The sequence below is a fragment of the Microbacterium sp. NPDC057944 genome (genome assembly GCF_042887445.1).
Taxonomy (GTDB): domain Bacteria; phylum Actinomycetota; class Actinomycetes; order Actinomycetales; family Microbacteriaceae; genus Microbacterium; species Microbacterium natoriense.
In genome coordinates this window covers 909,961-932,699 of sequence record NZ_JBHVPJ010000002.1, presented here as the reverse complement: position 1 = coordinate 932,699, position 22,739 = coordinate 909,961, and the positions used below count along the sequence as shown (strand labels likewise).

Sequence of the window (22,739 nt, the reverse complement as noted above, 5' to 3'; positions counted from 1 at the left end):
ACATGCTCATCGCCTTCTCCGTCGCCCCGAGCGGCACACCGTCCGGAGGATCCGAACGCGACGACGCGTCGGTGCACGACGCGGTCGCCGCCGCCGTCCGCGTCGTCCGCGAGTCGGGACTCCCGCACCGCACCACGAGCATGTTCACCGAGATCGAGGGCCCGGACTGGGACTCCGTGATGGATGTCGTGAAGCGCGCCACCGAGGCGGTGATGCCGTTCGGCTCCCGCGTCTCGCTCGTGCTGAAGGCGGACATCCGCCCCGGCTACTCCGGCGAGCTCGACGCCAAGATCGAGCGCCTGGAGGCGGCGATCGACGAGTCCGCCGAATAGCAGCCCGCCAGACGCAGTGCCCCGAGCGGTCTCGGAATCTCAGTCGATGGCGCGGAGATAGTCCGTGTAGGCGTCGATCACGCCCGGAGCGAGGAGAGCCCTCGGCCACACCGTGCCGATCAGCGCTCCGACGAGCGCGCTGTCTTCGACGACCGGACGCGCCAGGGAGTGCGCCGAGTCGACCCGACGCACGCTCAAGGCCGAGCCGAAGACGTCGCGGTAGACGCGCTCGGTCTCATCGACGTCGACGTTGCGGTCATGCTCGCCGATGAGGAGGAGGATCGGGATCTCCCGCACCGCGGAGGCGCGGAGGTCCGCGGTGGCATCGGCGTGCATGTTGCGGGCGACGAACGCCCATCGCGCGGCGGTCATCGGCGGATCGTCGGTGGTGATCTCGCGATACTCCTCGTACGAGGCGCCGCGGTCGAGGAGCCCACGCACGGCATCGCTCTCGGCGACGGCCTGCGCGCGGGCTGCTTCGGTCGCGTTCTCGTGGTCGAGGTCGGCGAGGAGGTTGAATCGGCCCTGCGTGAGCCAGTTGATCGCCGTCCCCGCGGCCACCACGCCGTCGATGTCGTCGCGCGTGGCGACGACCTTCGGCATGACCCACCCCGCCTGGCTGGCTCCCCACAGGATGATCCGCTCGGTCGGGATGCCGGTCTGGCCCAGGGCCCAGTCGATGGCGACGCTCACCTCGGCGGCGCGATCGTCCATCGACTGGTCCAGCCAGTCGCCGGTCGATCCGCCGACTCCCGGTTTGCTCCAGGACAGGGTTGCGAATCCTGCGTCGGCCGCGCCCTCGAACCAGGGTGAGTACAGGCCATCCTGCGTCGCGTCCACGGCGCTGTCTCCGTGCACCATGACGACGAGGCCTCGGGGCGAGTCGGTGCGCGGCATGGTGAGCACGCCGTCGAGCTGACCGTCGGGGGTCGGGATCTGCACTGCGGTCTGGGTGAAACGGTAGTCGTTTCCGAGGAGCACCCCACCCGCGGCGGCGAGCACCACGGCGAGGGCGATGCCGACGATGATGACGGGCTTTCGCCAAGAGTTCGAATTACGCACGAACGTAGCCTATCTGATAGAACTGAACCATGAACGCTGTGCAGATCGACCTCGGATTCGACGAGTCCGAGCGGGAGCGCATCGGCGCGCTGTATTGGGAGGCGTTCCGGAGGAAGCTGCGTCCCGCCTTCGGTGACGATGCCGTGGGGCTCCGCGTGATCCGCGCGGCGATGCGCTCAGATCGGATGCTCGTCGCGCGATCCGAGGGAGGCGTCGTCGGCGTGTGCGGCTTCCACGCGGATGGCACCGGCGCCGTGGACCTGAGCATGAAGTCCCTGCGCGGCCACCTCTCGACCGGGGGAGCGCTGCGTGCGGCCCTCGTCCTCAGCGTGCTCGCTCGCGAAGAGCATCCTGGATCGCTCGTGCTCGACGGGATCTGCGTCGACGCCGACCAGCGCGGTGCAGGCATCGGCACCTCGCTTCTCGATGCCGCAGAGCGTCATGCCCGGAACAGGGGTGCGACGTCCGTGCGGCTGTCGGTGGTCGACAGCAACCCCCGCGCCCGCGCGCTGTACATGCGTCGCGGCTTCGTGCCGATCGAGTCGGGCGCTCTGGGGCTGCTGGGGTTCGTGTACGGTTTCGATCGATACACGGTGCTGACCAAGGAGCTGTCTTCATGACCGACCAGATCTCGCCGCGCACCCTGATCGAAGCGCACCTGCCGTTCGCCGGCGAGGTCGACCTCGCTCTGATCTACGCCACCGCCAACGAGCTGGGGATCGAGGACCAGCCCGTGAGGCTGGCGCTCAGGCGCCTCATCTCCGCCGGCGAGGTCGAGCAGCGCGGTCGCGGACGTGCGGGAGTCGTCGAGCTCACGGAGTCCGGACGAGCACGGCTGGACATCGACCGGATCGCGGTCCGGCTGGCCTTCGCCCAGGACGCGGGAGAGGCGCCCTGGGACGGATTCTGGCGGCTCCTCGGCATCAGCGCGCCGGAGTCGCACCGTGCGATCCGCGACGCGTTCCGCAGGGACGTCGTGAGTCTCGGGGCCGCTCCCTTCTCGACGGGCCTGTACGTGACGCCGCACGACCTGACCGCGTTCCTTCCGGCCGGCGCCGGTCCGTATCTCGTGACAGCCGCATCCGGCGACCTCACGATGAGGGGGATCACGGATCCGCAGGAGATCGTGGAGTCGCTGTGGCCGGCGCAGCCCACCCTCGCCGCGTACGCGGAGCTCGATCGCGCGATCCTGGCCCTGCCTCCGGGGTTGTCGCCGGTCGCCCGCCAGCTCCGCCTGGCTGATGCGCTGGAGCTCGCGCTCCGAGACGACCCGCTGATCCCGAGCGAGCTGCGTCCCGCTCCGTGGGGGCCCGCAGGGACGAGGCGCCGCTGGCTGGATCTGTGGGACGCCGCTCGCGGCCACGACGGCGCGGAGCTCATCTATCGCGGCTGGCTGCCCGAGTGATCGCGCCCGACCGGTAGTCTTTACGGGTGAATCCCTCGACTGACACGAGGGGTGCGGCGAAGAGGGCGCTCCTCTCTCTCGCCATCGGCAGTTTCGGCATCGGCATGACCGAGTTCGTCGTGATGGGCCTGCTCCCTGACATCGCCGGCGACCTTCTGCCGACCCTGTGGGCATCGAGCCCGGAGGACGCGCTGAGCCAGGCCGGCTGGCTGATCTCGCTCTACGCGCTCGGGGTGGTGGTGGGCGCGCCGACGATCGCCGGGTTCGTGGCCCGCTTCCCTCGGCACCGTGTCATGATCGGCCTCGCCCTGGCCCTCACCGTCTTCAACGCCCTCACCGTGGTGCTGCCGACGTTCGAGCTCGTCGGGGCCTCGCGCTTCCTCGCAGGCCTCCCGCACGGAGCCTATTTCGGCATCGGCGCTCTCGTGGCGGCCGACGTCATGGGCCCGGGCAACAGGGCCAAGGGCGTCGCCTTCATCCTGACCGGCCTCACGGTCGCGAACGTCGTGGGCGTGCCGCTCGGGACCTTCCTCGGCCAGCAGTGGGGCTGGCGCGCCGCGTTCGGCGTGGTCGCCCTGGTCTTCGCCCTCGCGACGCTGTGCATCTCGTTCTTCGTGCCGGAGCACCCGGGCGAGCCGGGGCGCACGATGCGCTCCGAGCTGCGGGTGTTCCGCATCCCTCAGGTGTGGTTCGCCCTCGGCGTCGGCGCCATCGGCTTCGGCGGATTCTTCGCGGTCTACAGCTACATCGCCCCGCTCGTCACGGAGGTCGCCGGTTCGCCGGAGTGGGTCGTGCCCATCGTGCTCGTCCTGATGGGGCTCGGCATGACCGGGGGCAACATCGTCGGGGGCCACCTCGCCGACATCGACCTCCGGCGCACCCTGCTGTTCGGACTCGCGATCATGGCGGCCGTGTTCGCGCTGCTCGCCGCGCTCTCGTTCTGGATCGTGTCTCTCGCCGTGCTCGTCTTCGTCGTCGGGTTCGTGTCCTCGGTCCTCGCTCCGACGATCCAGACCCGCCTGATGGACGTCGCCGAAGACAACCAGTCGATCGCCGCGGCGCTCAACCACTCGGCGCTCAACATCGGCAACAGCATGGGGGCGTTCCTCGGTGGCCTCGTGATCGCCGCGGGCTGGGGCTTCACCGCGCCGTCTTGGACCGGCGCGGCGCTCGCGGTGGCCGGACTGCTGATCGCACTGCTCTCCTTCCGCGTGGAGTCGCGGAAGACGGCGATCGTCCGGTCGTAGAGTGTGGGGGTGGACGCCCCCGAAGACCTTCCCGTCGCCGGCACCGTCGTGCTGCTGCGCGACACCGATGCCGGTCCGGAGACGCTGCTCATGCGCCGCCCTGACCGCGGCTCGTTCGCCGGTGCGTGGGTGTTCCCCGGTGGAGCGGTCGAGGCATCTGATCGGGCACCCGGCGCGACGGAGCAGGAGGACGCGCGCAGGGCGGCCGCCCGCGAGGCGTTCGAGGAGGTCGGGGTCGTCATCGACGATCTGACGGCGCTCTCGTGCTGGACGCCGCCCGCCGAGGCCCCGAAGCGCTTCCGCACCTGGTTCTTCCTCGCCACGTCCCTCGACGATGCGGTGCGGCCCTCTGCCGCCGAGGTCGCGGACGTGGCCTGGGTGCGACCGGCGGACGCGCTCGCGCGGCACGGCGCGGGGGAGTGGTCGCTGTTCCCTCCGACGTGGATGACGCTCCACGGGCTGCTCGGGTTCGCACGAGCCACGGAGGCGATCACGACCGCGGAGGTCGCGTTCTACCGCACCCGGATCGAGGGGTCGGCGTTCCGGTGGGACGGGCTCGCCCTCGAGACCAGGACGCTGCCCTGGACCCTAACTGCCGAGCAGCCGTCGTAGGTGGCGGCCGACGGCATCCGTCTCGATGAGGAAGCCGTCGTGGCCGAAGTCGCTGGTGAGCACGACGGCGTCGTTCCCGTCGAGCGTGTTCGGGATGCTGCGGGCGATGCGGTGCTGCCCGTCGACGGGGAACAGCCGGTCGCTGTCGATCCCGAGGACGAGCGTCGTCGCGGTGACCGTGCGGAGAGCCTCCTCGACACCGCCGCGGTCGCGACCGACGTCGTGCGAGTTCATGGCCTCGACGAGCGTGATGTAGCTGTTCGCGTCGAAGCGGCGCGTGAACTTGTTGCCGTGGAAGTCGAGGTACGACTCCACGGCGAAACGTCCGCCGTGGCCGAGCGGCGACACGTCGGACTGCCACGAGCGCTGGAAGCGCTGGTTGAGCTCGATCGGGCTGCGGTAGTTCAGCAGAGCCATGCGGCGGGCGAGGGCGAGGCCCCTGTGCGGGCCGTCGCCGTCTGCGAGGTCGTAGTACTCGCCGCCCTGGAACCGCGGATCAATCCGCACGGTCTCGAGCTGGACCGTGTTCAGTGCGATCTGGTCGGCTGTGGTGACTGGAGGGGAGGAGAGCACGGCGAGGCGATCGACGCGCTCGGGGTGGGAGATCGCCCATTCGAGCGCGTGCATCCCGCCCATCGAGCCGCCGATGACCGCAGCCCAGGTGTCGATGCCGAACGCGTCGGCGAGGCGCACCTGCGCCGCCACCTGGTCGCGGATCGTCAGGTACGGGAACCGCGAGGCCCATTCGTAGCCGTCGGGGGCGATGCTCGCCGGGCCCGTCGAGCCCTGGCATCCGCCGAGCATGTTGGGAGCGATCACGAACCACTCGTCGGTGTCGAGGGGGGCGCCGGGACCGACGATGTCCTCCCACCAGCCGGCGGTCGGATGCCCTGCCCCCGCGTCGCCGCGGAGGTGGCTGTCTCCGGTGAGGGCGTGCAGCACGAGGATCGCGTTGCTGCGCGCGGCGTTCAGCTCGCCCCAGGTCTCGAAGGCGAGTCGGATGCCGGGCAGCTCCACGCCGCTCTCCGTGCCGAACGCGCCGAAGGACGCGAACCTGCGTCCGCCGATCGCGTCGCCGTCGCGCCAGGCCCCGGTCGCCGGGGGGCGCGCGCGCAGAAGGCGGACGTCGGCCTCCGTCACCGGCGCCGACGGCACCGTGTCCTCAGAGGTCGTCTGCCAGTCCATGGTTCCATTCTCGCCCGGGCGGCGGGCCCCGCGGCGAAGGTTACGCGGAAGAATCGCGGCTAACGGCCGAGAACGGTCTTCGTGGCGAGGTGATCGCTGTTGCCGGCCGGGAGTGTCGTGGACGAGATCGTGCTCAGTCCCCGGGTGAAGACCTGATCGATGCGGGTGAGGGGGAAGGCGGCGGGCCAGGTCAGCCCCAGGCTCGCATCGGTGGGTCGCACCCAGTCCAGCTCTCCCCGCAGGGGGTTCAGTGCGGGATCCGTCGACGCCGCGTTGAAGTCGCCGACGACGACGAGGGATTCTGCAGAGTCCGCAGCGACGGTCGCCGCCAGCCCCGACAGCATGGTGTCGCGGGCGTCCTGATGCCCCGGTCGCACGGACGCAGCGTGCAGCACGTAGACCTCGGTGGCGGCATCCGGAGCCTCGACCGTGACCCTGATCGCCCGCTTCCATCCGAGACCGAGGGTGAGGGGTTCGGCATCCGCGAGCGGATACCTGCTCCAGATCCCCACGGTGCCCACCGCGTAGGAGTGCGGATAGCGTTCGGCGAGCGCGCCCTCGGCGACGGCGAGGCTGTCGCCGTCGAGCTCGACCAGTGCGATCACGTCGGCGCCGGTGTCGGCGAGCTCGTCGGCGGATGCCGCGGCGCCGCCGGAGTGCGCACGGACGTTCTGGCTCACGATGGTGAGGGCGGGAGTGCCGGCGGCCCCGACGGAGGGAAGGGCGGGCGCCATCGCCATGGCCCAGACGACGACGGGGACGAGCAGGACGAGGAGCACACGGCGGGCGAGCAGCAGCGCCAGCACCGCCACGACGAGCAGCGCCGCGCCGAGCCACGGCAGCGCGGCGGCTCCGGCCGTGCCGATCGGCCCGGGAATCCACGTGCACACGACGGCGACGAGCAGGAGGAAGCCGGCGACGGCGAGGGGCCGCGCGGCCCGCGTCCGGGGTCTCCGGACCACGGCGGTCCGGGTGTCGGCGTCGATCATGTGCTCCTCACGGCAGGGCCTTCCATTCTCGTCGGGCCCGCCTGTGCGCCCGCCGAGCAGACGTCGGCGCGGCCGCGCGCAGAGATGCCCCGAGCCGAAGCCCGGGGCATCTCTGCGTCTGCGGAGGCGATCAGGCGCGTGCGGCCTCCGACACGCGGCGAGCCGCGGCGAGGGCCTGGTCGAGATCGGCCTTCAGGTCGTCGATGTTCTCGATGCCGACCGACAGGCGCACCAGACCCGGCGTGACGCCTGCGGTGAGCTGCTGCTCGGGGGTGAGCTGCGCGTGCGTGGTCGATGCGGGGTGGATGACGAGCGAGCGCACGTCGCCGATGTTGGCGAGGTGGCTGAACAGGGACAGGCTGTTCACGAACTCGCGACCGGCCTCCACGCCGCCCTTCAGCTCGAAGGAGAGCACGGCGCCGACGCCCTTGGGGGCGTACTCGTTCGCCTTGGCGTACCAGGGCGACGACGGCAGCCCCGAGTAGTTGACGGTCGCGACGTCATCGCGGTTGTCGAGCCACTCGGCGATCTCCTGTGCGTTCTGCACGTGGCGCTCGATGCGCAGCGACAGCGTCTCGACGCCCTGGATGAGGTTCCAGGCGCTCTGCGGGGCGATGGCCGAGCCGAGGTCGCGGAGCAGTTGCACACGGGCCTTGATGATGTAGGCGAGGGCGTCGCCGACCGCGGCCGTGTAGCTCGCACCGTGGTACGAGGGGTCGGGAACCGTGAGGCCGGGGAACTTCTCGACGTTCTTCGACCACTCGAACTTGCCGCCGTCGACGATGACGCCGCCGATGGTGGTGCCGTGGCCGCCGAGGAACTTCGTCACCGAGTGGATGACGATGTCCGCACCGTGCTCGAACGGGCGGATCAGGTACGGCGTGGCGATCGTGTTGTCGACGATCAGCGGCACTCCGCTCTCGTGCGCGATGTCGGCGACGGCGCGGATGTCGAGGATGTTGATCTGCGGGTTGCCGATCGTCTCCGCGAAGAACAGCTTGGTGTTCGGGCGGACAGCGCGACGCCACTCCTCGGGGTCGTCCTGGTTCTCGACGAAGGTGACCTCGATGCCGAGCTTGGCGAGCGTGTACTTGAAGAGGTTGTAGGTGCCGCCGTAGATCGAGCTGGAGGCGACGAAGTGGTCGCCCGCCTCGGCGATGTTCAGGATGGCGAAGGTCGACGCCGCCTGGCCGCTGGAGAGCACGAGGGCGCCGGTGCCCCCTTCGAGGGCCGCGAGGCGCTGCTCCAGGACGTCCTGGGTCGGGTTCTGGATGCGGGTGTAGATGTTGCCGAACTCGGCCAGGGCGAAGAGGTTGGCTGCGTGGTCCGCGCTGTCGAACACGTAGGACGTGGTCTGGTAGATCGGCGTGGCCCGGGCCTTGGTGACGGGGTCGGGTGCGGCGCCGGAGTGGATCTGCTTGGTCTCGAAACGCCAGGTCTCGGGTGCGGACATGTGTTCCCCCTGGAACTGTTGAAGAGGTCTGTGGCGAATGCCGTTGCTGAGACAGTACGGAATATCGGCCGTTGTCAACAAGGACGGGGAAATGTGACGTAACACCCCGGTGGCCCTCGGGTGGAGACTGCATCCATCATCGGACTGCCGCAGATCGGCGCCGCCGTGGAAGAGGGCAGGGGAGCGTCCTCCCCTCCCGGTGCTCAGTGACGGCAGGGAGACACGGTCTGAGGGTCCTGCCGCGCGATCCGCGCGACCCGGATACGGTGGAGGCATGACAGGCAGACGTGCAGTGGTGACGGGTGCGAGTTCGGGGATCGGCGAGGCGACGGTGCGTGTGCTCCGCGCTCGGGGCTGGGACGTCGTCGGCGTGGCGCGACGCGCTGACCGGCTGGCGGCGCTCGCCGCGGAGACCGGTGCGCAGGTGATCCCGTGCGACCTCACCGATGCGGATGCCGTGGCCGCGCTCGTCGCGGATGTCGAGGCGAGCGGCCCCGTGCATGCCCTCGTGCAGGTCGCGGGCGGCGCCAGGGGCACCAACCGCATCGAGGACGCCTCGACCGAGGACTGGCAGTGGATGTACGACGCGAACGTGCTGTCCACCCAGCGCCTGGTCAAGGGTCTGCTGCCGCTCCTGCGGCGAGCCGCTGCGGCCGACGGGCACGCCGACACGGTGTTCGTCACGTCGACGGCGGCGCAGCTCGCCTATGCCGGCGGAGGCGGCTACAACGCCGCGAAGGCAGCGGAGGCGATGCTGGTGCACGCGCTGCGCCTGGAGCTGAACGGCGAGCCGATCCGCGTCTCCGAGGTGGCGCCGGGCATGGTGCAGACCGAGGAGTTCGCGCTGAACCGTCTCGGCGGTGACGCCGTCGCCGCGGAGGCCGTCTACTCCGGAGTCGTCTCGCCGCTCGCCGCGAGCGACGTCGCCGACGTGATCGCCTACGCGCTCGATGCTCCTGGGCACGTCAACCTCGACCTCATCACGATGCGCCCCGTGGCCCAGTCTGCGAACCACCTGCTCGCACGCGGCCCGCTGCGCGTGCGCACGGACGACTGATGCCGGGGCGGACCCTCGCGCAGCTCGCCGTCGACGGCGAGATCGACTCTGGCTGGGCCGAGGCGCTGTCGCCCGCGCAGGACGTGATCACGGAGCTGGGGGAGCGGCTGCGCGCGGAGCAGGCCGCCGGCCACGGATACCTCCCCGCGGGGGCGAACGTGCTGCGCGCCTTCCGCCGCCCGCTGAGCGAGGTGCGCGTGCTCATCACGGGTCAGGACCCCTACCCGACCCCCGGACATCCCATCGGGCTCTCCTTCGCGGTCGACCGCGACGTCCGTCCGCTGCCCAGGAGCCTCGGCAACATCTACAAGGAGCGCGAGAGCGACCTCGGCATCCCGCCGGCCCCGCACGGCGACCTCACGGCCTGGAGCGATCAGGGCGTGCTGCTGCTGAACAGGGTGCTCACCGTGCGGCCGGGCCTCGCCGCATCCCATCGGGGCTGGGGCTGGGAGAAGGTCACAGAGCTCGCCATCCGCGCTCTCGTCGCCAGGGACCGCCCGCTCGTCGCGATCCTCTGGGGACGGGACGCCGCTAACCTGCAGCCGCTCCTCGGCAGCACGCCGGTGATCGCGTCGGCGCACCCGTCTCCGTTGTCGGCGAGCCGGGGCTTCTTCGGCTCCCGCCCGTTCTCCCGTGCGAATGCCCTGCTGGAGGAGCAGGGGGCGGATGCCGTCGACTGGCGCGTCGACGGAGAGCAGCCTCTAGGCTGAGCGCATGCAGTTCGAACCGGGTGACCGCAGACGCGTGCTGCCGCGCCACCTGCGTCCGACTCCGGCCCCCGAAGTGTTCTCGTACTCGATCCGCCCCGCACGCGCCTCGGATCTCCCGCACGTCAGGGAGATCTACAACCACTTCGTGAGCAACTCGGTCGTCACTCTCGACGAGCGGCGCAGCTCCATCCCGTACTGGCGCGAGAAGTTCGCCATGCTGACGAGGCTCGGGCTGCCGTTCCTCGTCGCGGTGTCGCCGTCGGGCGTGGTCCTCGGGTACGCCCTCGCTCAGCCCTGGGCGGGCAAGAACGCCTACCGCTACACCGTCGAGGACTCGATCTACCTCGGCCCTGGGGCGGGCGGCAAGGGGCTCGGCGGTGTGCTCCTGCAGGCGCTGATCGACGCCTGCCAGCAGCTCGGCATCCGTGAGATGGTCGCCGTGATCAGCGACAGCAAGGCGGAGGCGTCGATCAGGCTGCACGCGAAGCTCGGCTTCGTCGAAGCCGGACGGATGGGGCGGGTCGGTCACAAGTTCGGCCGCGATCTGGGCACGGTGTACATGAAGAAGGCGCTCACGCCGACGGGGCGACGGCGTCTGTTCGGACGCTGAGCAGCGGCGCAGCGCCGGTCAGCGGTCGGGGTGCGGGATCACCGGTATGGCCGCCAGTAGGGTCCTGGTGTACTCCTGCGTCGGCGACAGCAGCACCTCCGCCGTGGTGCCGCGCTCGACGACGGCTCCGTCCTTCATGACGACGACCGTGTCGCACAGGTTCTGCACGACGCCGATGTCGTGCGAGACAGTGATGAGCGTCAGCGACGTCGTGCGCCGGAGTTCGACGAGGAGCTCGAGGATCTGCGCGCGCACGGTCACGTCGAGCGCCGACAGCGGCTCGTCTCCCACGAGGATGCGCGGGCGGTGGACGATCGCGCGTGCCAGGGCGATGCGCTGACGCTGGCCTCCGGAGAACTCGTGCGGGTACCGGTCGGCCATGTCGGTTTCGAGCCCCACCTGCTCCAGCACCTCGTGCACCCTCGCGCGGCGGTCGCCCTCGATGCCGAGAGCCCACAGCGGCTCGCCGATGATGCGCCCTGCGGTCATCCGCGGGTCGAGGGACGCGTAGGGGTCCTGGAAGACGAGCCCGGTCTGTCGCCGCAGCCAGTGCAGCGAGGTGGCGGATGCCGTGGCATCCACGGCGCGTCCGTCGACGGCGACCGTGCCCGACGTGGCGCGATCGAGGCCGAGCAGCAGGCGGATCAGGGTGGACTTGCCGGAGCCGGACTCCCCGATGATGCCGACGGAGGAACCTTCCACGACGTCGAGGTCGGTGGGCTGGAGCGCCGTCTGGGTGCGCGTGCGTTCGAACGCGGACCTCTTCGGCACCACGAAGTCGCGGCGGAGCGCGCGTGCTTCGATGAGGCTCACGATGCTGCTCCGTCCGGTCGCCAGAGCGTCGCGGTCGCATCGCGCAGCAGCCCCTGCGTGATCGGCGAGCGCGGTGCGCTGAGCAGGGTCGCCACCGGGGCGGACTCCACCACGCGGCCGTGTTCGAGCACCACGCCGTCGACGGCGACCTGTGCGAGGACCGCGAGGTCGTGCGTGATGAAGACCAACGACATGCCTTCCTCCTCGACGAGGTCGAGGAGGAGGGAGAGGATCTCGGCCTGGATGGTGACGTCCAGGGCGGTGGTGGGTTCGTCGGCGATCAGCAGACGCGGTCGGCAGGCGAGGGCCATCGCGATCGCGACGCGCTGGCGCTGCCCTCCGGAGAGCTGGTGCGGATAGCGGTCGACGATCGTCTCCGGATCGGGCAGCCGCACTCGGGCCGCCTCGGCGATCGCACGCTCCCTGGCCTCGCGGCGACCGATGCGCTCGTGGATGCGGATCGACTCGGCGATCTGCCGTCCGACGGTGCGGATGGGGTTGAGAGCGGTGCGCGGCTCCTGGAAGACGATGCCGACCTCATCCCCGCGAAGCCGTGCGAGGTCCCTGTCGGGCATCCCGATCAGCTCGACGCCGTTCCAGCGGATGCTGCCCGATGCCGTCGCCCCGTCGGGGAGCAGACCGAGGATCGCCAGGGCGGTGAGCGACTTGCCCGAGCCGGATTCGCCGATCAGCCCCAGACGCGATCCGTCGGGGACCTCGAAGGACACGCCGTCGACGACGCGGCGACCATCGATCTCGACGACGAGGCCGTCGACGCTCAGGCTCATGCGACCACCGCCGGGGTGTGGACCTCGGCCGCGCGGTGACGCAGCGTCGGATCGGTGGCCTCGCGGAGCCCGTCGCCCAGGAGGTTCAGCGCCAGCACGGTGATGGTGATCGCGAGACCCGGCCAGATGACCGAGAGCGGATGCACGCCGATGTAGCGCTGCAGGTCGGACAGCAGGATGCCCCAGCTCGGCTCGACGACGGAGGCGCCGAAGCCGAGATACGACAGCCCCGCCTCGGCGAGCACGGCGACGGCCATCGACCACGACAGCTGCACGATGAACACGGGAGCGACGCTCGGCAGCAGGTGCCGCACGAGGTTCTGCCCCGTCGTGAGCCCGGATGCTCTGGCCGCGAGCACGAAGTCGCTCTGCTGCACACGGCGCAGCTCCGGGCGGGTGACGCGGGCGATGTTGACCCCGAAGCCGATGCCCACCGACCAGATCACGACCCACAGCGAGCCGCCCCACACCGACGAGATCATCATCGCGATCAGCAGCACGGGGAAGGCGATGAGGATGTCGACGAAGACGGCGACGGTCTCGCGGAGCCAGCGCGCGGTGAGCGCGCCGAGGGCCGCGAGGGCGACGCCCACGAACGTCGCCACGAGTCCGGCGCCGACGCTCACGAACACCGTCGTGCGCGCCCCGGCCATGATCAGGCTCAGGATGTCCCGCCCCGTGTCGTCTGTGCCGAGCAGGTGCGGCCAACCCGGTGGCATCCATCGGTCTCTGATCTCCGAGGCCTGGGGGTCGAAAGGCGTCCAGAACAGCGAGACGAGCGCGAGGAGCGCGACGACGGCCACGACGACGAGCCCGAAGCGTCCCGTGGAGGTTCTCCAGAGTCTGCGGAGCCACTGCGGGGTCATGCGGCCTCCCGCTGCCGAGGATCGATCGCACGGTGGGCGAGGTCGACGAGGAAGCCGACGACCAGCACGAAGCCGGTGAGCACGAGCAGCTCGCTCTGCACCTTCACCAGATCCCGAGTGCCGACGTCGGCGACGAGCATCCGCCCGATCCCGGGGAGGGTGAACAGCTGCTCGATGACGACGGAGCCCACGATGATGCCGGCGACCTGCAGGCCGAGGACCGTGATGATGGAGAGGCCGACAGCAGGGATGCCGTGCTGAATCAGGGCGCGCGTGCGGGTGAGGCCCTTGGCTGCCGCGGTGCGGACGAAATCCTGCCCCGCGGCCTGGAGGGTGGCGCTGCGGACGAACCTCATGAGCATCGCGCCCTCGACGATGCCGATCGTGAGCGCGGGGAGGAGCAGTGACTCGATCGCCTTGCCGGGGGTCGACCAGCCGGTGCGGGGGAAGCCCTGAGGGGGCAGCCACCCCAGCCACACCGAGAACACGACGATGAGCATCATGCCCGCCCAGACCACGGGGACCGCGGCCAGCGCCTGCGCCCCGACGCTCAGGGCGGTGCCGCCGCGGCGGCCTCGCTGCAGCGCGGAGAGCACGCCGAACGGCAGGGCGATCAGGACGGCGATGGACAGGGCCATGAGGCCGAGGGGGACCGTGACCTGGGCCTTGAGTGCCAGCTCCTCGCCCACGGAGGCGCCGGAGAGCAGCGACGTGCCGAGATCGCCGCGGAGGATGCCGCCGATCCACTCGACGTACTGGGCCGGCAGCGGGCGGTTGAGGCCCAGAGACTCACGCAGGGCCTCGACCTCGGCGGGCGATGCCTGGGTGCCGGCGATGAGCTGGGCGACGTCGCCGGGGAAGACCCGCAGCGTCAGGAAGATGAGCACGCTCGACACGAGGAGCCCTGCGATGAGCAGGGCTCCTCGGACGAGCGCATAGCGGATCACGGAGCGGAGGCCGCCGTCACTTCTCGGTCGCGACGGTCACGCCGCTGAGGTCGATGCGCGAGTTGATCGAGTCCTTCGGGAAGCCCGAGACCTGCGGGCTCACGGCGGTGATGGTGGCGCCGTTGTAGAGCCAGTCGGCGGCGTGGTCCTCGGACACGATGCGAGCGGCCTGCTCGAGGAGCTTCGCGGACTTGTCGGCGTCGACCTCCTTCAGCGCCTGGGCGTAGAGGTCCTGCACCTTGGCGTTGTCGTAGCCGAAGTAGTAGTCGGGGTTCGCGAAGTTGCCGAAGTCGCGCGGCTCGACGTGCAGCACGAAGCTGAGGTCGTAGTCGTGGTTCGTGTAGACGTCCTCGAGCCAGGCGGGGAACTCGACGGAGTTCACGTCGAGAGTGACGCCGACCTTCGCGAAGTCGGAGATCAGCACCTTCGGCACGGTCGTTCCGTAGAAGTTCGGGATCGTCAGGGTGAGCTCGAGCTTCTCCTGGCCTGCCTCCTTGAGCAGGGCCTTCGCCTTCTCGGGGTCGTAGGAGATGACGTCGGAGAGGTCCTCGTAACCGGGATCGAGCTCCGGGATCGGTCCGTACAGGGTGGAGCCGGCGCCCACGGCCTCGACGAGCGCCTCGTGGTCGATGGCGAGGCGGAGGGCCTCACGCACGCGCACATCGTCGAGAGGCGCCTTCTTGTTGTTGAAGGCGAGGGTCGCCTTGTCGGTGGTGCGACCGGTGGTGAGGGTGAAGTCGGTGCCCTCGAACTGGGAGACCAGGTTGGGATCGACCGCCGTCAGCACCTGCACGCCGCCGTCGAGAGCGGTGTTCACACCGGCGGTGAAGTCGGGGATGTAGAGGAACTCGACGGTCTTGACGCCGGCGGCTTCGCCCCAGTACGCGTCGTAGCGTCCGAAGGTGATCGAGCTGCCCTTGCTCCAGCGGGTCAGGGTGAACGGACCCGTGCCGTTCTCGGCGGTCTTGAGGTCGGTCGCATCGCCGGCCTGGAACACGAGCCCCGCGGGGCCGGTGAGCGCGAAGAGGAAGTTCTGGTTCGGCTCGGTGAGCACGATCTGCACGGTGGCGGCGTCGGGCGCCGAGATCGAGGCGACCGAGGCGAAGTCGGAGTTGCCCTGCAGGGTGGCGTCCGTGCGCACGGCCTCGTAGGAGGCGACGACGTCGGCGGAGGTGAGCGCCGCGCCGTTGTGGAACGTGATGCCGTCGTTCAGCGTGAACGTGTAGGTCAGGCCGTCAGCCGAGACGGTGTGCTTCGACGCCAGCCGGTCGACGATCTCGTTGTCCTGCGTGCGGCTGACCAGTCCCTCGTAGATGTTGTCGATGAGGACCTGCTCGAGGGCGGCGCCGCTGGTGTGGCGGATGTCGAGGTTGGTCGGCTCGAGGACGAGCCCGACCTGCAGGGTGGCGTCGGGGTCGGGCTTGCCGGTGGCCGTGGCGGTGGGCTCAGGGGAGCTGGTGCCTGTGCAGGCGCTGAGGATCACGGCGGTGGCCGCGATCGCGGAGATCAACGCGAGTCGTCGGGTGCGACGGAACATGGATTTTCCTCTCGGTGCGGCAGATGCTGTGTGCCGGTGGATCGAGCCTAGGGATCAGTCGGGTGGGTCGGGGTCGTCTGTGGAACGGAAGGTCACAAAGCGCGGGTGAGGAGCTCGGCGAGCTCCTTCGGCGCCGTCTCCTGGACGTTGTGGGTCGCGTCGATCGCGATCGCACGCGCGCCGGGCACGCGACGCTCCCACTCGTCGGCATCCGCTTCGCTGACGAAGCCCCGCGTCGCTCTCACGAGGGTGATCGGGGCGGTGACGGCGGCGAGGTCGTCCCAGCCCGTCTCGTGCAGGACGGACGGGGATGCCGCGGACCCGGGGTCGTGCGCCGCCAGTGCCTGGGCGGCGAGGTGGGCGAAGTGGTGCTTCCACTCGATGCGGCCGTCGGGGCGCACCCGTGTGTTCAGGAAGACGCCGCGCTCGGTCTCCGGACGCGTGCCGCCGAACCCGAGGGAGATCGCCTTGTCGACGAGCTCGTCCCGCGTGGCGAAGTGCGTCGGGCCGGCGTAGAACTCGCGCAGAGCCGCGGGGCCGGCGGTGACGTCGATTCCCGGTGTGATGTCCACGACGATCACCGCGGCGACGAGCTCGGGATGCGCGGCCGCGAGCGCTGCGGCGGTGAGGCCGCCGAGGGACTGGCCGACGACGAGCTGAGGGGTGTCTGTCCACGCCTGGAGCGCCGCAGCGACGTCGGCGGCGAGCGGCCGCGGCGTGTAGTCGAGGTCGTCGCGCCAGGACGAGTCGCCGTGGCCGGCGAGATCGATGGCGAGGAGAGGCTGCTGGAGGGCGAGAGCCGTGGTGTCCCAGGTATGGGCGTTGAGGCCGGCGCCGTGCAGGAGCGTCACCCGGGGGGACTCCGTGCCGAAGCGGAGGGCGCTGAGCGCGCGTCCGTCGGGAAGGGAGAGGGTGAGTCGCTCGACACGGGGGAGGGGAACCCCGAGCGCTTCGGCCTGTGCGGGAAGATAGCTGAACTCGCTGATGTCGATCGCCACCTGCATATTCTGCTCCCGCTTCGGGGTTGCAAGGAAACTCGGGAGCATATCGACAAGCAGAAGATGACCTTGTATTGCATTTTCGGTCTTCATGTTGCACTGAGAGCGGACATTCTGCATCCGGCGACGAAATCGCTGCTCGCCGCAGTCGCTCTCGCAGCGAATAGCATGGAGTCATGAGCGAGACGCGAGTGCACCTGTCCAAGACCGAGCCGACCGCGTACCGGGCGCTGGACGACTTCTCCCGGACCGTCGGCGACATCTGCGCCGCGAACGGCATCGACGAGCGGCTCAAGGAGCTGGTGATGATCCACTGCTCCCAGCTCAACGGCTGCGGGTACTGCACGCGCATCCACGTCGACCGCGCGCTCAAGGCAGGGATCGACACTGACACGCTCATGCAGATCGCGACGTGGCGCGAGAGCGGCGTGTTCAGCGATCGGGAGCAGGCGGCGCTCGAGCTCGCGGAGGCGTTCACCTTCATCTCCGAGGAGGGTATCTCCGACGAGGTCTACGACCGCGTCGGAGGGGTCTTCACCGAGAAGGAGTACGCGGCCCTCAGCTGGGCCTGCGTCTCGATCAACGCCTTCAATCGCATCGTGATCGCCGGCCGCTACCCTGTCCCGCCTCGCACGCCGCAGGCTCAGGCATGACGGTCATCGACGTCGAAGGCGTGAACAACCTCCGCGACGTGGGCGGTATGCCCGCGGCCGGCGGGAGGATCCGCTCCGGGGTGCTGCTGCGCTCAGGACAGCTGTCGACGGCGACCCCGCGCGGCGCAGACGCGCTGAGCGAGCTGGTGAGTCACATCGTGGATCTGCGCGACGGAGAGGAGGTCGCCGCGGAGCCGACCGAGATCGCGGGACCCGACACCACGCACCTTCCGCTCTTCCTCGGCTCGGTGCGCTCGTTCTTCGAGGCGGACACGAGCCTCGACGACCTGTACCTCCACCTGCTTGAGGAGAGCGGCGAACGGCTGGTCGCGGCCGTCCGCATCATCGCCGCCGGTCACCCCACGCTCGTGCACTGCACCGTCGGCAAGGACCGCACAGGGGTGACCGTCGCTCTCGCGCTCGCCGCGGTCGACGCCGACCGCGAGGCGATCATCGCCGACTACGCGCTCACGGAGTCGCAGTTGCCGCCAGAGCGCTCGCAGCGGATCGCCGCGTATCTGCGCTCGCAGCACCCGGAGGCCGTGCACGCGGTCGCCCTGGCGACGCAGTCGCCCGCCCCTGTCATGCGCCGCCTGCTCGAGCGCGTCGACGAGCGGTGGGGGTCTGCGGCCGACTACCTGCGTGCGAACGGCTTGACGGATGCCGAACTCGACGCGCTGCGGGCTGCGCTGGTCGAACCTGCCGACCAAGGTTAGGCAAGCCTTCACTGGGTGATACGATGGAGGGACGATGAACACCTCCCTCGACACTCGCAGCACGCGCGCAGAGCGCCGCGCGGCTCGTCGGCGTTCCCACCACCTCGTGACGGCGGATGAGAACTCGCTCGCCGAGCTGGAGGTCTTCCTCACCACGCTGCCTCTGTGCGCATCGGGGCGGATCTTCATCGAGGTTCCTCAGGCCTCCGACATCGGCGTGATCGAGGCCCCCGGTCGGATGACCGTGACGTGGCTCGCCCGCGGCGACCGCAGCGGCGCGCCCGGCACCGGTCGCGCATGCGCATCGGGGCAGGCGCTCGCGCGCGCCACCTGCGCCTGGGCCGACGAGATGCTCATCGACGACGAGTTCGAGACGCACGTCACCCTGCTCGGTGGGTTCCTCGGCACAGCCGACATCATCGAGCACCTGACCTCGACGCTCGACGTCGAGCCGACGCAGATCCACGCGCCGGAGCGCTTCGGTCTGCTCCCGATCGAGCGCTGATTCCCGACTGCTGACCAGGGCTGCACAGCGGCCTCGGCATCTCGCCCGTTCGTGCGTCCGGCGGTGGAGCCTACGCGGGGGAGTGATCCGCGCTGCGCGCTGCGGTGCGCTGAGCAGGACTGCGACGCACGTAGTTGCCGTCCTCGAGACCGGCTTCGATCTCGAAGCGGTTGCGCAGCGGGTCCCGGCCTGCGAACAGGTAGAGCACGGGCATCAGGAAGCCGTACCGCAGCCATTGCGCCTTGTGCACGGCTTCGTGACGCAGCACGGCGTCGCTCGGGTCGTCATCGCCGGTGAGGAAGCAGCCGCCGACGCACACCCCGCCGCGATTGAACGTCCAGCTCGGCATCCCGCGGAACACCCAGAGTCCTGCGCGGCGTTCGACCGGCCCCGTGCTCCACAGGGATCCCCAGAGCCAGCCGACGGACGTCCCCCACCAGTAGCCGATGCGGCTGACAGGGGAGCGGAGCAGGAACGACGGGATGCGTCGATCGAATCGCCGTCCGCGTTCCAGCGCCGCCTCGGCGGCGGGTCGCCAGTCGTCGATCACGCGACCGCGCCGACGAGCCGCAGCAGCGCGCCGAGGTCGTCGACGGCGTCGGCTGGTGTCCGCGGCGCGAAGCCGGAGATGGTGGCCCCGGCGAGCGGCACGCTCTCACGAAGCCTCCGGATCGCCGCGCTCAGCGTGGCCGTGGCGAGGCCGAACGGCGCAGCCTCGGACACGCCGGAGAGCTCCGATGGGTCGAGCACGTCGACGTCGATGTGCACCCAGACCCGTGCGGCTCCGGTCGCCCGGACGGCGTCGGCCAGCGCGTCGGCGGATTCGAGGTCGTCGGCGGACAGGATGTTCAGTCCATCGGTCTCCGCGACCTCGGAATCGTCGAGGTTGCGCAGGCCCACGGCCACAATGCGCTCGCGCGGGATCCCGGGGGAGAGGGCGAGCTGAGGCTCGCCGTCGCCGATCACGGCGCGCAGGGCCATGCCGGAGAAGGCGCCGGACGGCGAGGTCTCGGGGGTGTGCATGTCGGGGTGCGCGTCGCACCACACGACGGCGAGGTCGTCGGTGCCTCCGGGCAGTGCCGCCAGGGCGGCGACGGTCACGCTGCAGTCGCCGCCGATGACGACCGTATCGGCGGTCATCGCATCGCGGACGAGGTCGCGGGTGCGCAGCAGGGCGCTCAGGCGCCGCACACCGGTGCCCAGCGACTCGCCGGCTTCGACCGGGACGTCGAGCACGGTGGTCGCGGCGCGGGGGAGATCACCCGCGATGGCGGTGGCGCCGTCGATGAGGAGCATCGCGCGGGCGGCGGGAGAGCCCTGCCACTGCGGGACGACGAGGAAACGCACCATGGGTGCCTCCAGAGAGGAAGGAGCGGATGCTCCGGACCGGGAGGGTCCGGAGCATCCGCGGGTGTATCAGGAGCCTTCGATGGCCGTGCGGGGGGCGGAGCCGCCCGCCTTCAGCTCGGCGAGGCGCGCCTCGACCTCGGTGAGCTCGCCGAGGTCTTCGAGGCTCTCGAACTGGGCGTCGAGGCTGGATGCCGCGAGCTCGGCCTTGCCCTGCGCAAGAGCCTCCTGGCGGCGGACCTTGTCTTCGAACCGGCCCAGCTCGCTGGTGGGGTCGAGGACGTTGATTGAGCCGATCGCGTCCTGCACCTTGGTCTGCGCCTCGGCGACCTTGGCGCGGGCGAGCAGTTCGCTGCGCTTGTTCTTCAGCTCGCCGAGCTTCTCCTTCATGCCGTTGAGGCCGGTCTTGAGCTTGTCGACGATCTCGGTCTGAGCGGCGATCTGCGGCTCGGCCGCAGAGGCCTCGCGCTCCGAGCTGATCTGGCGCTGGAGGGCGATCTTGGCGAGGCTGTCGAACTTGTCGGCATCCGCACCGTTTCCGGTCGAGCGCATCTCGTCGGCCTTGCGGCTCGCGGCCAGAGCCTTGTTGCCCCACTCGGTGGCCGACTGGACGTCTTCCTCGTGATCGCGCTCGAGCAGGCGCAGGTTGCCGATGGTCTCGGCGATCGCGGACTCGGCGTCGGCGATGTTGTTGGTGTAATCGCGAACGAGCTGGTCGATCATCTTCTGCGGGTCTTCTGCAGAGTCGAGGAGCGCGTTGATGTTCGCGCGGACGAGCGTCGAGATTCGTCCGAAGATGGACTGCTTGGTCATGCGGTTTTCCTTTCAGAGGGTCCTGATCGAGATCTTCACTTATGCGTCTATGAGTTTCAGAAGCGTCGTCCGCCCGAGCGTCCGGAGCGTCCGCCCCCGCTGGAACGTCCGCCGCCGCCACCGAACCCGGAGCTGCGGAAGCCGCCGCTGCCGCTGGATCGCCAGCTGCTCCGTGAGGAGCCGCCGCCACCTCCGCCGCCTCCGGACAGGAGACCGCCGATGATGCCGCCGAGGATGTCTCCGCCGAGACCGGAGCCGCCGGAGCGGGAGCCGCCGTAGGGGCTGCCGCCCCAGCTGTCGTCTGCGACGTACGACGAGACATCCGACTGCGCGGAGGAGCTGGCCTGGCGTGCGAGCTCGACGGCGTTCTGCGCGGAGGCGAGGGCCTGCTCCGGACTGCTCGCGCGCAGGCTCAGCGCCTGATTGAGCTCCGCCTCGGCTTGAGAGAGCCGGGTGCGCGCGGTGCTGCCGACGCTGCCGCGCCTCGTCTCGATGAAGTCCCTGGTCGCGCGGATCTGGGAGTCGGCCTGCGCGAGGGTCTGCTCGAGCATCTGCTGTGCGCGGCGCGCGCGCTCGACGGTCTCCCTGCCCTGCGCGATCGCCGCGTCGATCTGCGAGTTCGCCGCGGTGAGAGCCTCCAGAACCCGCTGAGGGCTGCGCGCGGCACCCGTGAGGTTCGCCTGGGCCTGCTGCAGCTGCTGCTGCGTCGCGGCGGCGGCCTGCGCGATCGTGCCGGAGCCGTCGGGGAGCTGCTGCGCTGTCGCGATGTCGCCCTGCAGCTCGGTGATGAGAGCCTGGGCCTGCGTCTCGATGGACGCGAGCTCGGCGCCGAGCGAGGTGATGGCCTGGACGAGCTGGGTCGCCTGGGCGACGGACTGCTCCGCCGTGCGGATCGCGAATGCGGCATCGCCCGTCTTCGCCGCGGCGATGGCCGCGGCGGCGGCCTCGATGGAGTGGTCGGCCAGCGCAGCGCGCTCCTGAGCCTGCGCCGGGTTGTCCGCAACCGTGCGGAGCGCCGACGGATCATAGGCGGCGGCGAGCGAGGCGAGCGCGGGAGCGGCCCCCGCGAGCACCGGCGTCAGCGCTGCGCGCTCTGCGCGCACTCGCTCGAGCTCCTGGGGAGCGTTCTGTTCCAGTTTGCGGAGCTCGTCGAACGCGTCGGTGTTGGCGTCGAGGACCGCGTCGATCTCAGCGCAGAGCTGGATGATGCGGATGTGCCACGCGCGACGATCGAAGACCGTGTCCTCGATCTCGTCGTCGAGCTTCTGCTTGAGGTCGAACGCCTCCGACATCTTCGCCTTCGCGGCGTCGATCACGGCCGTGAACTCGGACGTGGGGCCGTCGCCGAACTGCGCGACGGCGAATCCCAGCTCCTCCTTGCTCGAGGTCAGCGCATCGTCGGCCTGGACGAGTGCCGCGCCTGCCTGGGTCTGCACCTGCTCGTCGGTGAGCGTCGAGAACGGGTCGTTCGGGTCGGGCTTCTCGGGCATTCCCCCGCGTTCGCGGATCGCGGCGGCGCGACGCGACCGCCGCACGAGGAAGATCACGAGCCAGATCAGCAGCCCGGCGGCGATGACGGCGAGGACGATGAAGAAGGTGCGCAGGGCGCCGGCGCCGCCGTCGCCCTGGATCTCGTCTGCGGCGAGGACGATCGCGCCCTCCCAGTCGTTCTGGCTCGCGAGCGGCTGGATCTTGTCTTCGACGTCATCGAGCTTGCTGTCGCTGAGCGGACCGCCGGGGGCGGCGGAGATGTAGTAACTGCGCCCCTCCACAGCGATCGCGAGGAGGTACTGCGCGGTTCCGAGGTTGTTGTTCTCGGCGACGAGATCGGCCCACTGCGCGCTGTCCGACGGGGAGGTGAAGTCGTCGACGAGCACGACGAAGAGGTCGGCCGACGAGTTCTCGGAGAGGGTCTGCAGCCGCGCCTCGACCGCGCTCTCCTCGTCGGCGCTGAGCACTCCCGCGGCATCGGTGACGTAGCCCTGGTCGAGCGTCAGCGGATCGGTCGCGTACGCGGCTCCAGACGAGATGAGTCCGGCGGTGGCGGCGAGCACCAGCGCACCGAACGTCAGCCAGCGAGTCTTCATGCCTGTC

At 70.1% G+C, this 22,739-nt stretch carries 25 protein-coding genes; 11 read left to right on the top strand and 14 right to left on the bottom strand.

The window, feature by feature from the left end:
- The first annotated feature begins 2 nt into the window (after positions 1-2).
- Complete coding sequence (locus ACFVRO_RS13955; RefSeq protein WP_105676514.1) at positions 3-332, top strand: thiamine-binding protein; 330 nt, start codon at positions 3-5, stop codon at positions 330-332.
- Between the two features lie 39 nt (positions 333-371).
- Here the strand turns inward: ACFVRO_RS13955 and ACFVRO_RS13950 are convergent, their stop codons facing one another.
- Complete coding sequence (locus ACFVRO_RS13950) at positions 372-1,394, bottom strand: alpha/beta hydrolase family protein (protein WP_386953285.1); 1,023 nt, start codon at positions 1,392-1,394, stop codon at positions 372-374.
- Between the two features lie 29 nt (positions 1,395-1,423).
- Here ACFVRO_RS13950 and ACFVRO_RS13945 point away from each other — a divergent pair, with 29 nt between their 5' ends.
- Genes ACFVRO_RS13945 through ACFVRO_RS13930 form a run of 4 tightly spaced genes read left to right on the top strand, consistent with a single transcriptional unit; the run spans position 1,424 to position 4,658 of the window.
- Positions 1,424-2,014, top strand: a complete 591-nt coding sequence (locus tag ACFVRO_RS13945; protein WP_386953282.1) for a GNAT family N-acetyltransferase — start codon at positions 1,424-1,426, stop codon at positions 2,012-2,014.
- On the top strand, positions 2,011-2,799 hold the full coding sequence (locus ACFVRO_RS13940) for a PaaX family transcriptional regulator (RefSeq protein ID WP_386953279.1): 789 nt from the start codon (positions 2,011-2,013) through the stop codon (positions 2,797-2,799). The genes ACFVRO_RS13945 and ACFVRO_RS13940 overlap by 4 nt, the downstream gene beginning before the upstream one ends.
- 26 nt (positions 2,800-2,825) lie before the next feature.
- Positions 2,826-4,046, top strand: coding sequence for an MFS transporter (locus tag ACFVRO_RS13935; RefSeq protein WP_105676518.1), 1,221 nt, complete (start codon positions 2,826-2,828; stop codon positions 4,044-4,046).
- 9 nt (positions 4,047-4,055) lie between these two features.
- The gene (locus ACFVRO_RS13930; RefSeq protein WP_386953277.1) at positions 4,056-4,658 is read left to right on the top strand and encodes an NUDIX domain-containing protein; all 603 of its coding nucleotides are present in this window, start codon (positions 4,056-4,058) and stop codon (positions 4,656-4,658) included.
- Here the strand turns inward: ACFVRO_RS13930 and ACFVRO_RS13925 are convergent.
- The 3 genes from ACFVRO_RS13925 to ACFVRO_RS13915 form a co-directional block, all read right to left on the bottom strand.
- Positions 4,635-5,843: a homoserine O-acetyltransferase gene (locus ACFVRO_RS13925; RefSeq protein WP_386953274.1), complete on the bottom strand. Its 1,209-nt coding sequence runs from the start codon at positions 5,841-5,843 to the stop codon at positions 4,635-4,637. The genes ACFVRO_RS13930 and ACFVRO_RS13925 overlap by 24 nt on opposite strands.
- Before the next feature lie 59 nt (positions 5,844-5,902).
- Positions 5,903-6,832, bottom strand: a complete 930-nt coding sequence (locus ACFVRO_RS13920) for an endonuclease/exonuclease/phosphatase family protein (protein WP_386953271.1) — start codon at positions 6,830-6,832, stop codon at positions 5,903-5,905.
- Positions 6,833-6,962: 130 nt separating this feature from the next.
- Positions 6,963-8,285, bottom strand: coding sequence for a bifunctional o-acetylhomoserine/o-acetylserine sulfhydrylase (locus tag ACFVRO_RS13915; RefSeq protein ID WP_105676523.1), 1,323 nt, complete (start codon positions 8,283-8,285; stop codon positions 6,963-6,965).
- 274 nt (positions 8,286-8,559) lie between these two features.
- Between ACFVRO_RS13915 and ACFVRO_RS13910 the strand changes: the two genes are divergently transcribed.
- The 3 genes from ACFVRO_RS13910 to ACFVRO_RS13900 are packed head-to-tail and all read left to right on the top strand — an operon-like array spanning position 8,560 to position 10,662.
- Entirely contained in the window at positions 8,560-9,342 is a 783-nt protein-coding gene (locus tag ACFVRO_RS13910) for an SDR family oxidoreductase (RefSeq protein WP_386953269.1), read from the top strand.
- Positions 9,342-10,052, top strand: a complete 711-nt coding sequence (locus ACFVRO_RS13905) for a uracil-DNA glycosylase (protein ID WP_223586663.1) — start codon at positions 9,342-9,344, stop codon at positions 10,050-10,052. The genes ACFVRO_RS13910 and ACFVRO_RS13905 overlap by 1 nt, the downstream gene beginning before the upstream one ends.
- Positions 10,053-10,056: 4 nt before the next feature.
- Positions 10,057-10,662: a GNAT family N-acetyltransferase gene (locus ACFVRO_RS13900; RefSeq protein WP_105676526.1), complete on the top strand. Its 606-nt coding sequence runs from the start codon at positions 10,057-10,059 to the stop codon at positions 10,660-10,662.
- Positions 10,663-10,680: 18 nt separating this feature from the next.
- Here the strand turns inward: ACFVRO_RS13900 and ACFVRO_RS13895 are convergent, their stop codons facing one another.
- From ACFVRO_RS13895 to ACFVRO_RS13870, 6 genes are all read right to left on the bottom strand, one after another.
- Positions 10,681-11,475: an ABC transporter ATP-binding protein gene (locus tag ACFVRO_RS13895; protein ID WP_386953266.1), complete on the bottom strand. Its 795-nt coding sequence runs from the start codon at positions 11,473-11,475 to the stop codon at positions 10,681-10,683.
- Entirely contained in the window at positions 11,472-12,263 is a 792-nt protein-coding gene (locus ACFVRO_RS13890; RefSeq protein WP_386953263.1) for an ABC transporter ATP-binding protein, read from the bottom strand. Before ACFVRO_RS13890 ends, ACFVRO_RS13895 begins: the two co-directional genes overlap by 4 nt.
- Positions 12,260-13,129, bottom strand: a complete 870-nt coding sequence (locus ACFVRO_RS13885; RefSeq protein WP_386953261.1) for an ABC transporter permease — start codon at positions 13,127-13,129, stop codon at positions 12,260-12,262. Before ACFVRO_RS13885 ends, ACFVRO_RS13890 begins: the two co-directional genes overlap by 4 nt.
- Entirely contained in the window at positions 13,126-14,076 is a 951-nt protein-coding gene (locus tag ACFVRO_RS13880; protein ID WP_105676531.1) for an ABC transporter permease, read from the bottom strand. Before ACFVRO_RS13880 ends, ACFVRO_RS13885 begins: the two co-directional genes overlap by 4 nt.
- A 16-nt stretch (positions 14,077-14,092) precedes the next feature.
- Positions 14,093-15,613: an ABC transporter substrate-binding protein gene (locus ACFVRO_RS13875; RefSeq protein WP_386953259.1), complete on the bottom strand. Its 1,521-nt coding sequence runs from the start codon at positions 15,611-15,613 to the stop codon at positions 14,093-14,095.
- A 92-nt stretch (positions 15,614-15,705) separates the two neighbouring features.
- On the bottom strand, positions 15,706-16,617 hold the full coding sequence (locus ACFVRO_RS13870; RefSeq protein WP_386953256.1) for an alpha/beta fold hydrolase: 912 nt from the start codon (positions 16,615-16,617) through the stop codon (positions 15,706-15,708).
- Between the two features lie 170 nt (positions 16,618-16,787).
- On the opposite strand from ACFVRO_RS13870, the gene ACFVRO_RS13865 reads away from it, so the two are divergent.
- Genes ACFVRO_RS13865 through ACFVRO_RS13855 form a run of 3 tightly spaced genes read left to right on the top strand, consistent with a single transcriptional unit; the run spans position 16,788 to position 18,485 of the window.
- Positions 16,788-17,264 (top strand): carboxymuconolactone decarboxylase family protein, encoded by a 477-nt coding sequence (locus ACFVRO_RS13865; RefSeq protein WP_386953254.1) that lies wholly within the window; start codon positions 16,788-16,790, stop codon positions 17,262-17,264.
- A complete protein-coding gene (locus ACFVRO_RS13860; RefSeq protein ID WP_386953251.1) occupies positions 17,261-17,980 on the top strand; it encodes a tyrosine-protein phosphatase in 720 nt (239 codons plus the stop codon). Before ACFVRO_RS13865 ends, ACFVRO_RS13860 begins: the two co-directional genes overlap by 4 nt.
- A 34-nt stretch (positions 17,981-18,014) precedes the next feature.
- Positions 18,015-18,485, top strand: coding sequence for an SIP domain-containing protein (locus tag ACFVRO_RS13855; protein ID WP_386953248.1), 471 nt, complete (start codon positions 18,015-18,017; stop codon positions 18,483-18,485).
- A 70-nt stretch (positions 18,486-18,555) separates the two neighbouring features.
- On the opposite strand, the gene ACFVRO_RS13850 is transcribed toward ACFVRO_RS13855, so the two are convergent.
- The 4 genes from ACFVRO_RS13850 to ACFVRO_RS13835 form a co-directional block, all read right to left on the bottom strand.
- The gene (locus ACFVRO_RS13850; RefSeq protein WP_386953245.1) at positions 18,556-19,035 is read right to left on the bottom strand and encodes a Fe-S oxidoreductase; all 480 of its coding nucleotides are present in this window, start codon (positions 19,033-19,035) and stop codon (positions 18,556-18,558) included.
- Complete coding sequence (locus ACFVRO_RS13845) at positions 19,032-19,835, bottom strand: arginase family protein (protein WP_386953242.1); 804 nt, start codon at positions 19,833-19,835, stop codon at positions 19,032-19,034. Before ACFVRO_RS13845 ends, ACFVRO_RS13850 begins: the two co-directional genes overlap by 4 nt.
- 66 nt (positions 19,836-19,901) lie before the next feature.
- Positions 19,902-20,645, bottom strand: coding sequence for a PspA/IM30 family protein (locus tag ACFVRO_RS13840; RefSeq protein WP_105676542.1), 744 nt, complete (start codon positions 20,643-20,645; stop codon positions 19,902-19,904).
- Between the two features lie 56 nt (positions 20,646-20,701).
- Positions 20,702-22,732 carry a TPM domain-containing protein gene (locus tag ACFVRO_RS13835; protein ID WP_386953239.1) on the bottom strand — a complete coding sequence of 677 codons (2,031 nt, stop codon included), beginning with the start codon at positions 22,730-22,732 and terminating at the stop codon, positions 20,702-20,704.
- Between the last annotated feature and the right edge of the window lie 7 nt (positions 22,733-22,739).

What these genes read in the sequence shown, in the direction of transcription:
- ACFVRO_RS13955 (WP_105676514.1), top strand. Translation starts at nt 3, where the DNA reads ATGCTCATCGCCTTCTCCGTCGCCCCGAGCGGCACACCGTCCGGAGGA.
- ACFVRO_RS13945 (WP_386953282.1), top strand. Translation starts at nt 1,424, where the DNA reads ATGAACGCTGTGCAGATCGACCTCGGATTCGACGAGTCCGAGCGGGAG.
- ACFVRO_RS13940 (WP_386953279.1), top strand. Translation starts at nt 2,011, where the DNA reads ATGACCGACCAGATCTCGCCGCGCACCCTGATCGAAGCGCACCTGCCG.
- ACFVRO_RS13925 (WP_386953274.1), bottom strand. Translation starts at nt 5,843, where the DNA reads ATGGACTGGCAGACGACCTCTGAGGACACGGTGCCGTCGGCGCCGGTG.
- ACFVRO_RS13920 (WP_386953271.1), bottom strand. Translation starts at nt 6,832, where the DNA reads ATGATCGACGCCGACACCCGGACCGCCGTGGTCCGGAGACCCCGGACG.
- ACFVRO_RS13915 (WP_105676523.1), bottom strand. Translation starts at nt 8,285, where the DNA reads ATGTCCGCACCCGAGACCTGGCGTTTCGAGACCAAGCAGATCCACTCC.
- ACFVRO_RS13910 (WP_386953269.1), top strand. Translation starts at nt 8,560, where the DNA reads ATGACAGGCAGACGTGCAGTGGTGACGGGTGCGAGTTCGGGGATCGGC.
- ACFVRO_RS13905 (WP_223586663.1), top strand. Translation starts at nt 9,342, where the DNA reads ATGCCGGGGCGGACCCTCGCGCAGCTCGCCGTCGACGGCGAGATCGAC.
- ACFVRO_RS13900 (WP_105676526.1), top strand. Translation starts at nt 10,057, where the DNA reads ATGCAGTTCGAACCGGGTGACCGCAGACGCGTGCTGCCGCGCCACCTG.
- ACFVRO_RS13890 (WP_386953263.1), bottom strand. Translation starts at nt 12,263, where the DNA reads ATGAGCCTGAGCGTCGACGGCCTCGTCGTCGAGATCGATGGTCGCCGC.
- ACFVRO_RS13885 (WP_386953261.1), bottom strand. Translation starts at nt 13,129, where the DNA reads ATGACCCCGCAGTGGCTCCGCAGACTCTGGAGAACCTCCACGGGACGC.
- ACFVRO_RS13875 (WP_386953259.1), bottom strand. Translation starts at nt 15,613, where the DNA reads ATGTTCCGTCGCACCCGACGACTCGCGTTGATCTCCGCGATCGCGGCC.
- ACFVRO_RS13870 (WP_386953256.1), bottom strand. Translation starts at nt 16,617, where the DNA reads ATGCAGGTGGCGATCGACATCAGCGAGTTCAGCTATCTTCCCGCACAG.
- ACFVRO_RS13865 (WP_386953254.1), top strand. Translation starts at nt 16,788, where the DNA reads ATGAGCGAGACGCGAGTGCACCTGTCCAAGACCGAGCCGACCGCGTAC.
- ACFVRO_RS13860 (WP_386953251.1), top strand. Translation starts at nt 17,261, where the DNA reads ATGACGGTCATCGACGTCGAAGGCGTGAACAACCTCCGCGACGTGGGC.
- ACFVRO_RS13855 (WP_386953248.1), top strand. Translation starts at nt 18,015, where the DNA reads ATGAACACCTCCCTCGACACTCGCAGCACGCGCGCAGAGCGCCGCGCG.
- ACFVRO_RS13845 (WP_386953242.1), bottom strand. Translation starts at nt 19,835, where the DNA reads ATGGTGCGTTTCCTCGTCGTCCCGCAGTGGCAGGGCTCTCCCGCCGCC.
- ACFVRO_RS13840 (WP_105676542.1), bottom strand. Translation starts at nt 20,645, where the DNA reads ATGACCAAGCAGTCCATCTTCGGACGAATCTCGACGCTCGTCCGCGCG.
- ACFVRO_RS13835 (WP_386953239.1), bottom strand. Translation starts at nt 22,732, where the DNA reads ATGAAGACTCGCTGGCTGACGTTCGGTGCGCTGGTGCTCGCCGCCACC.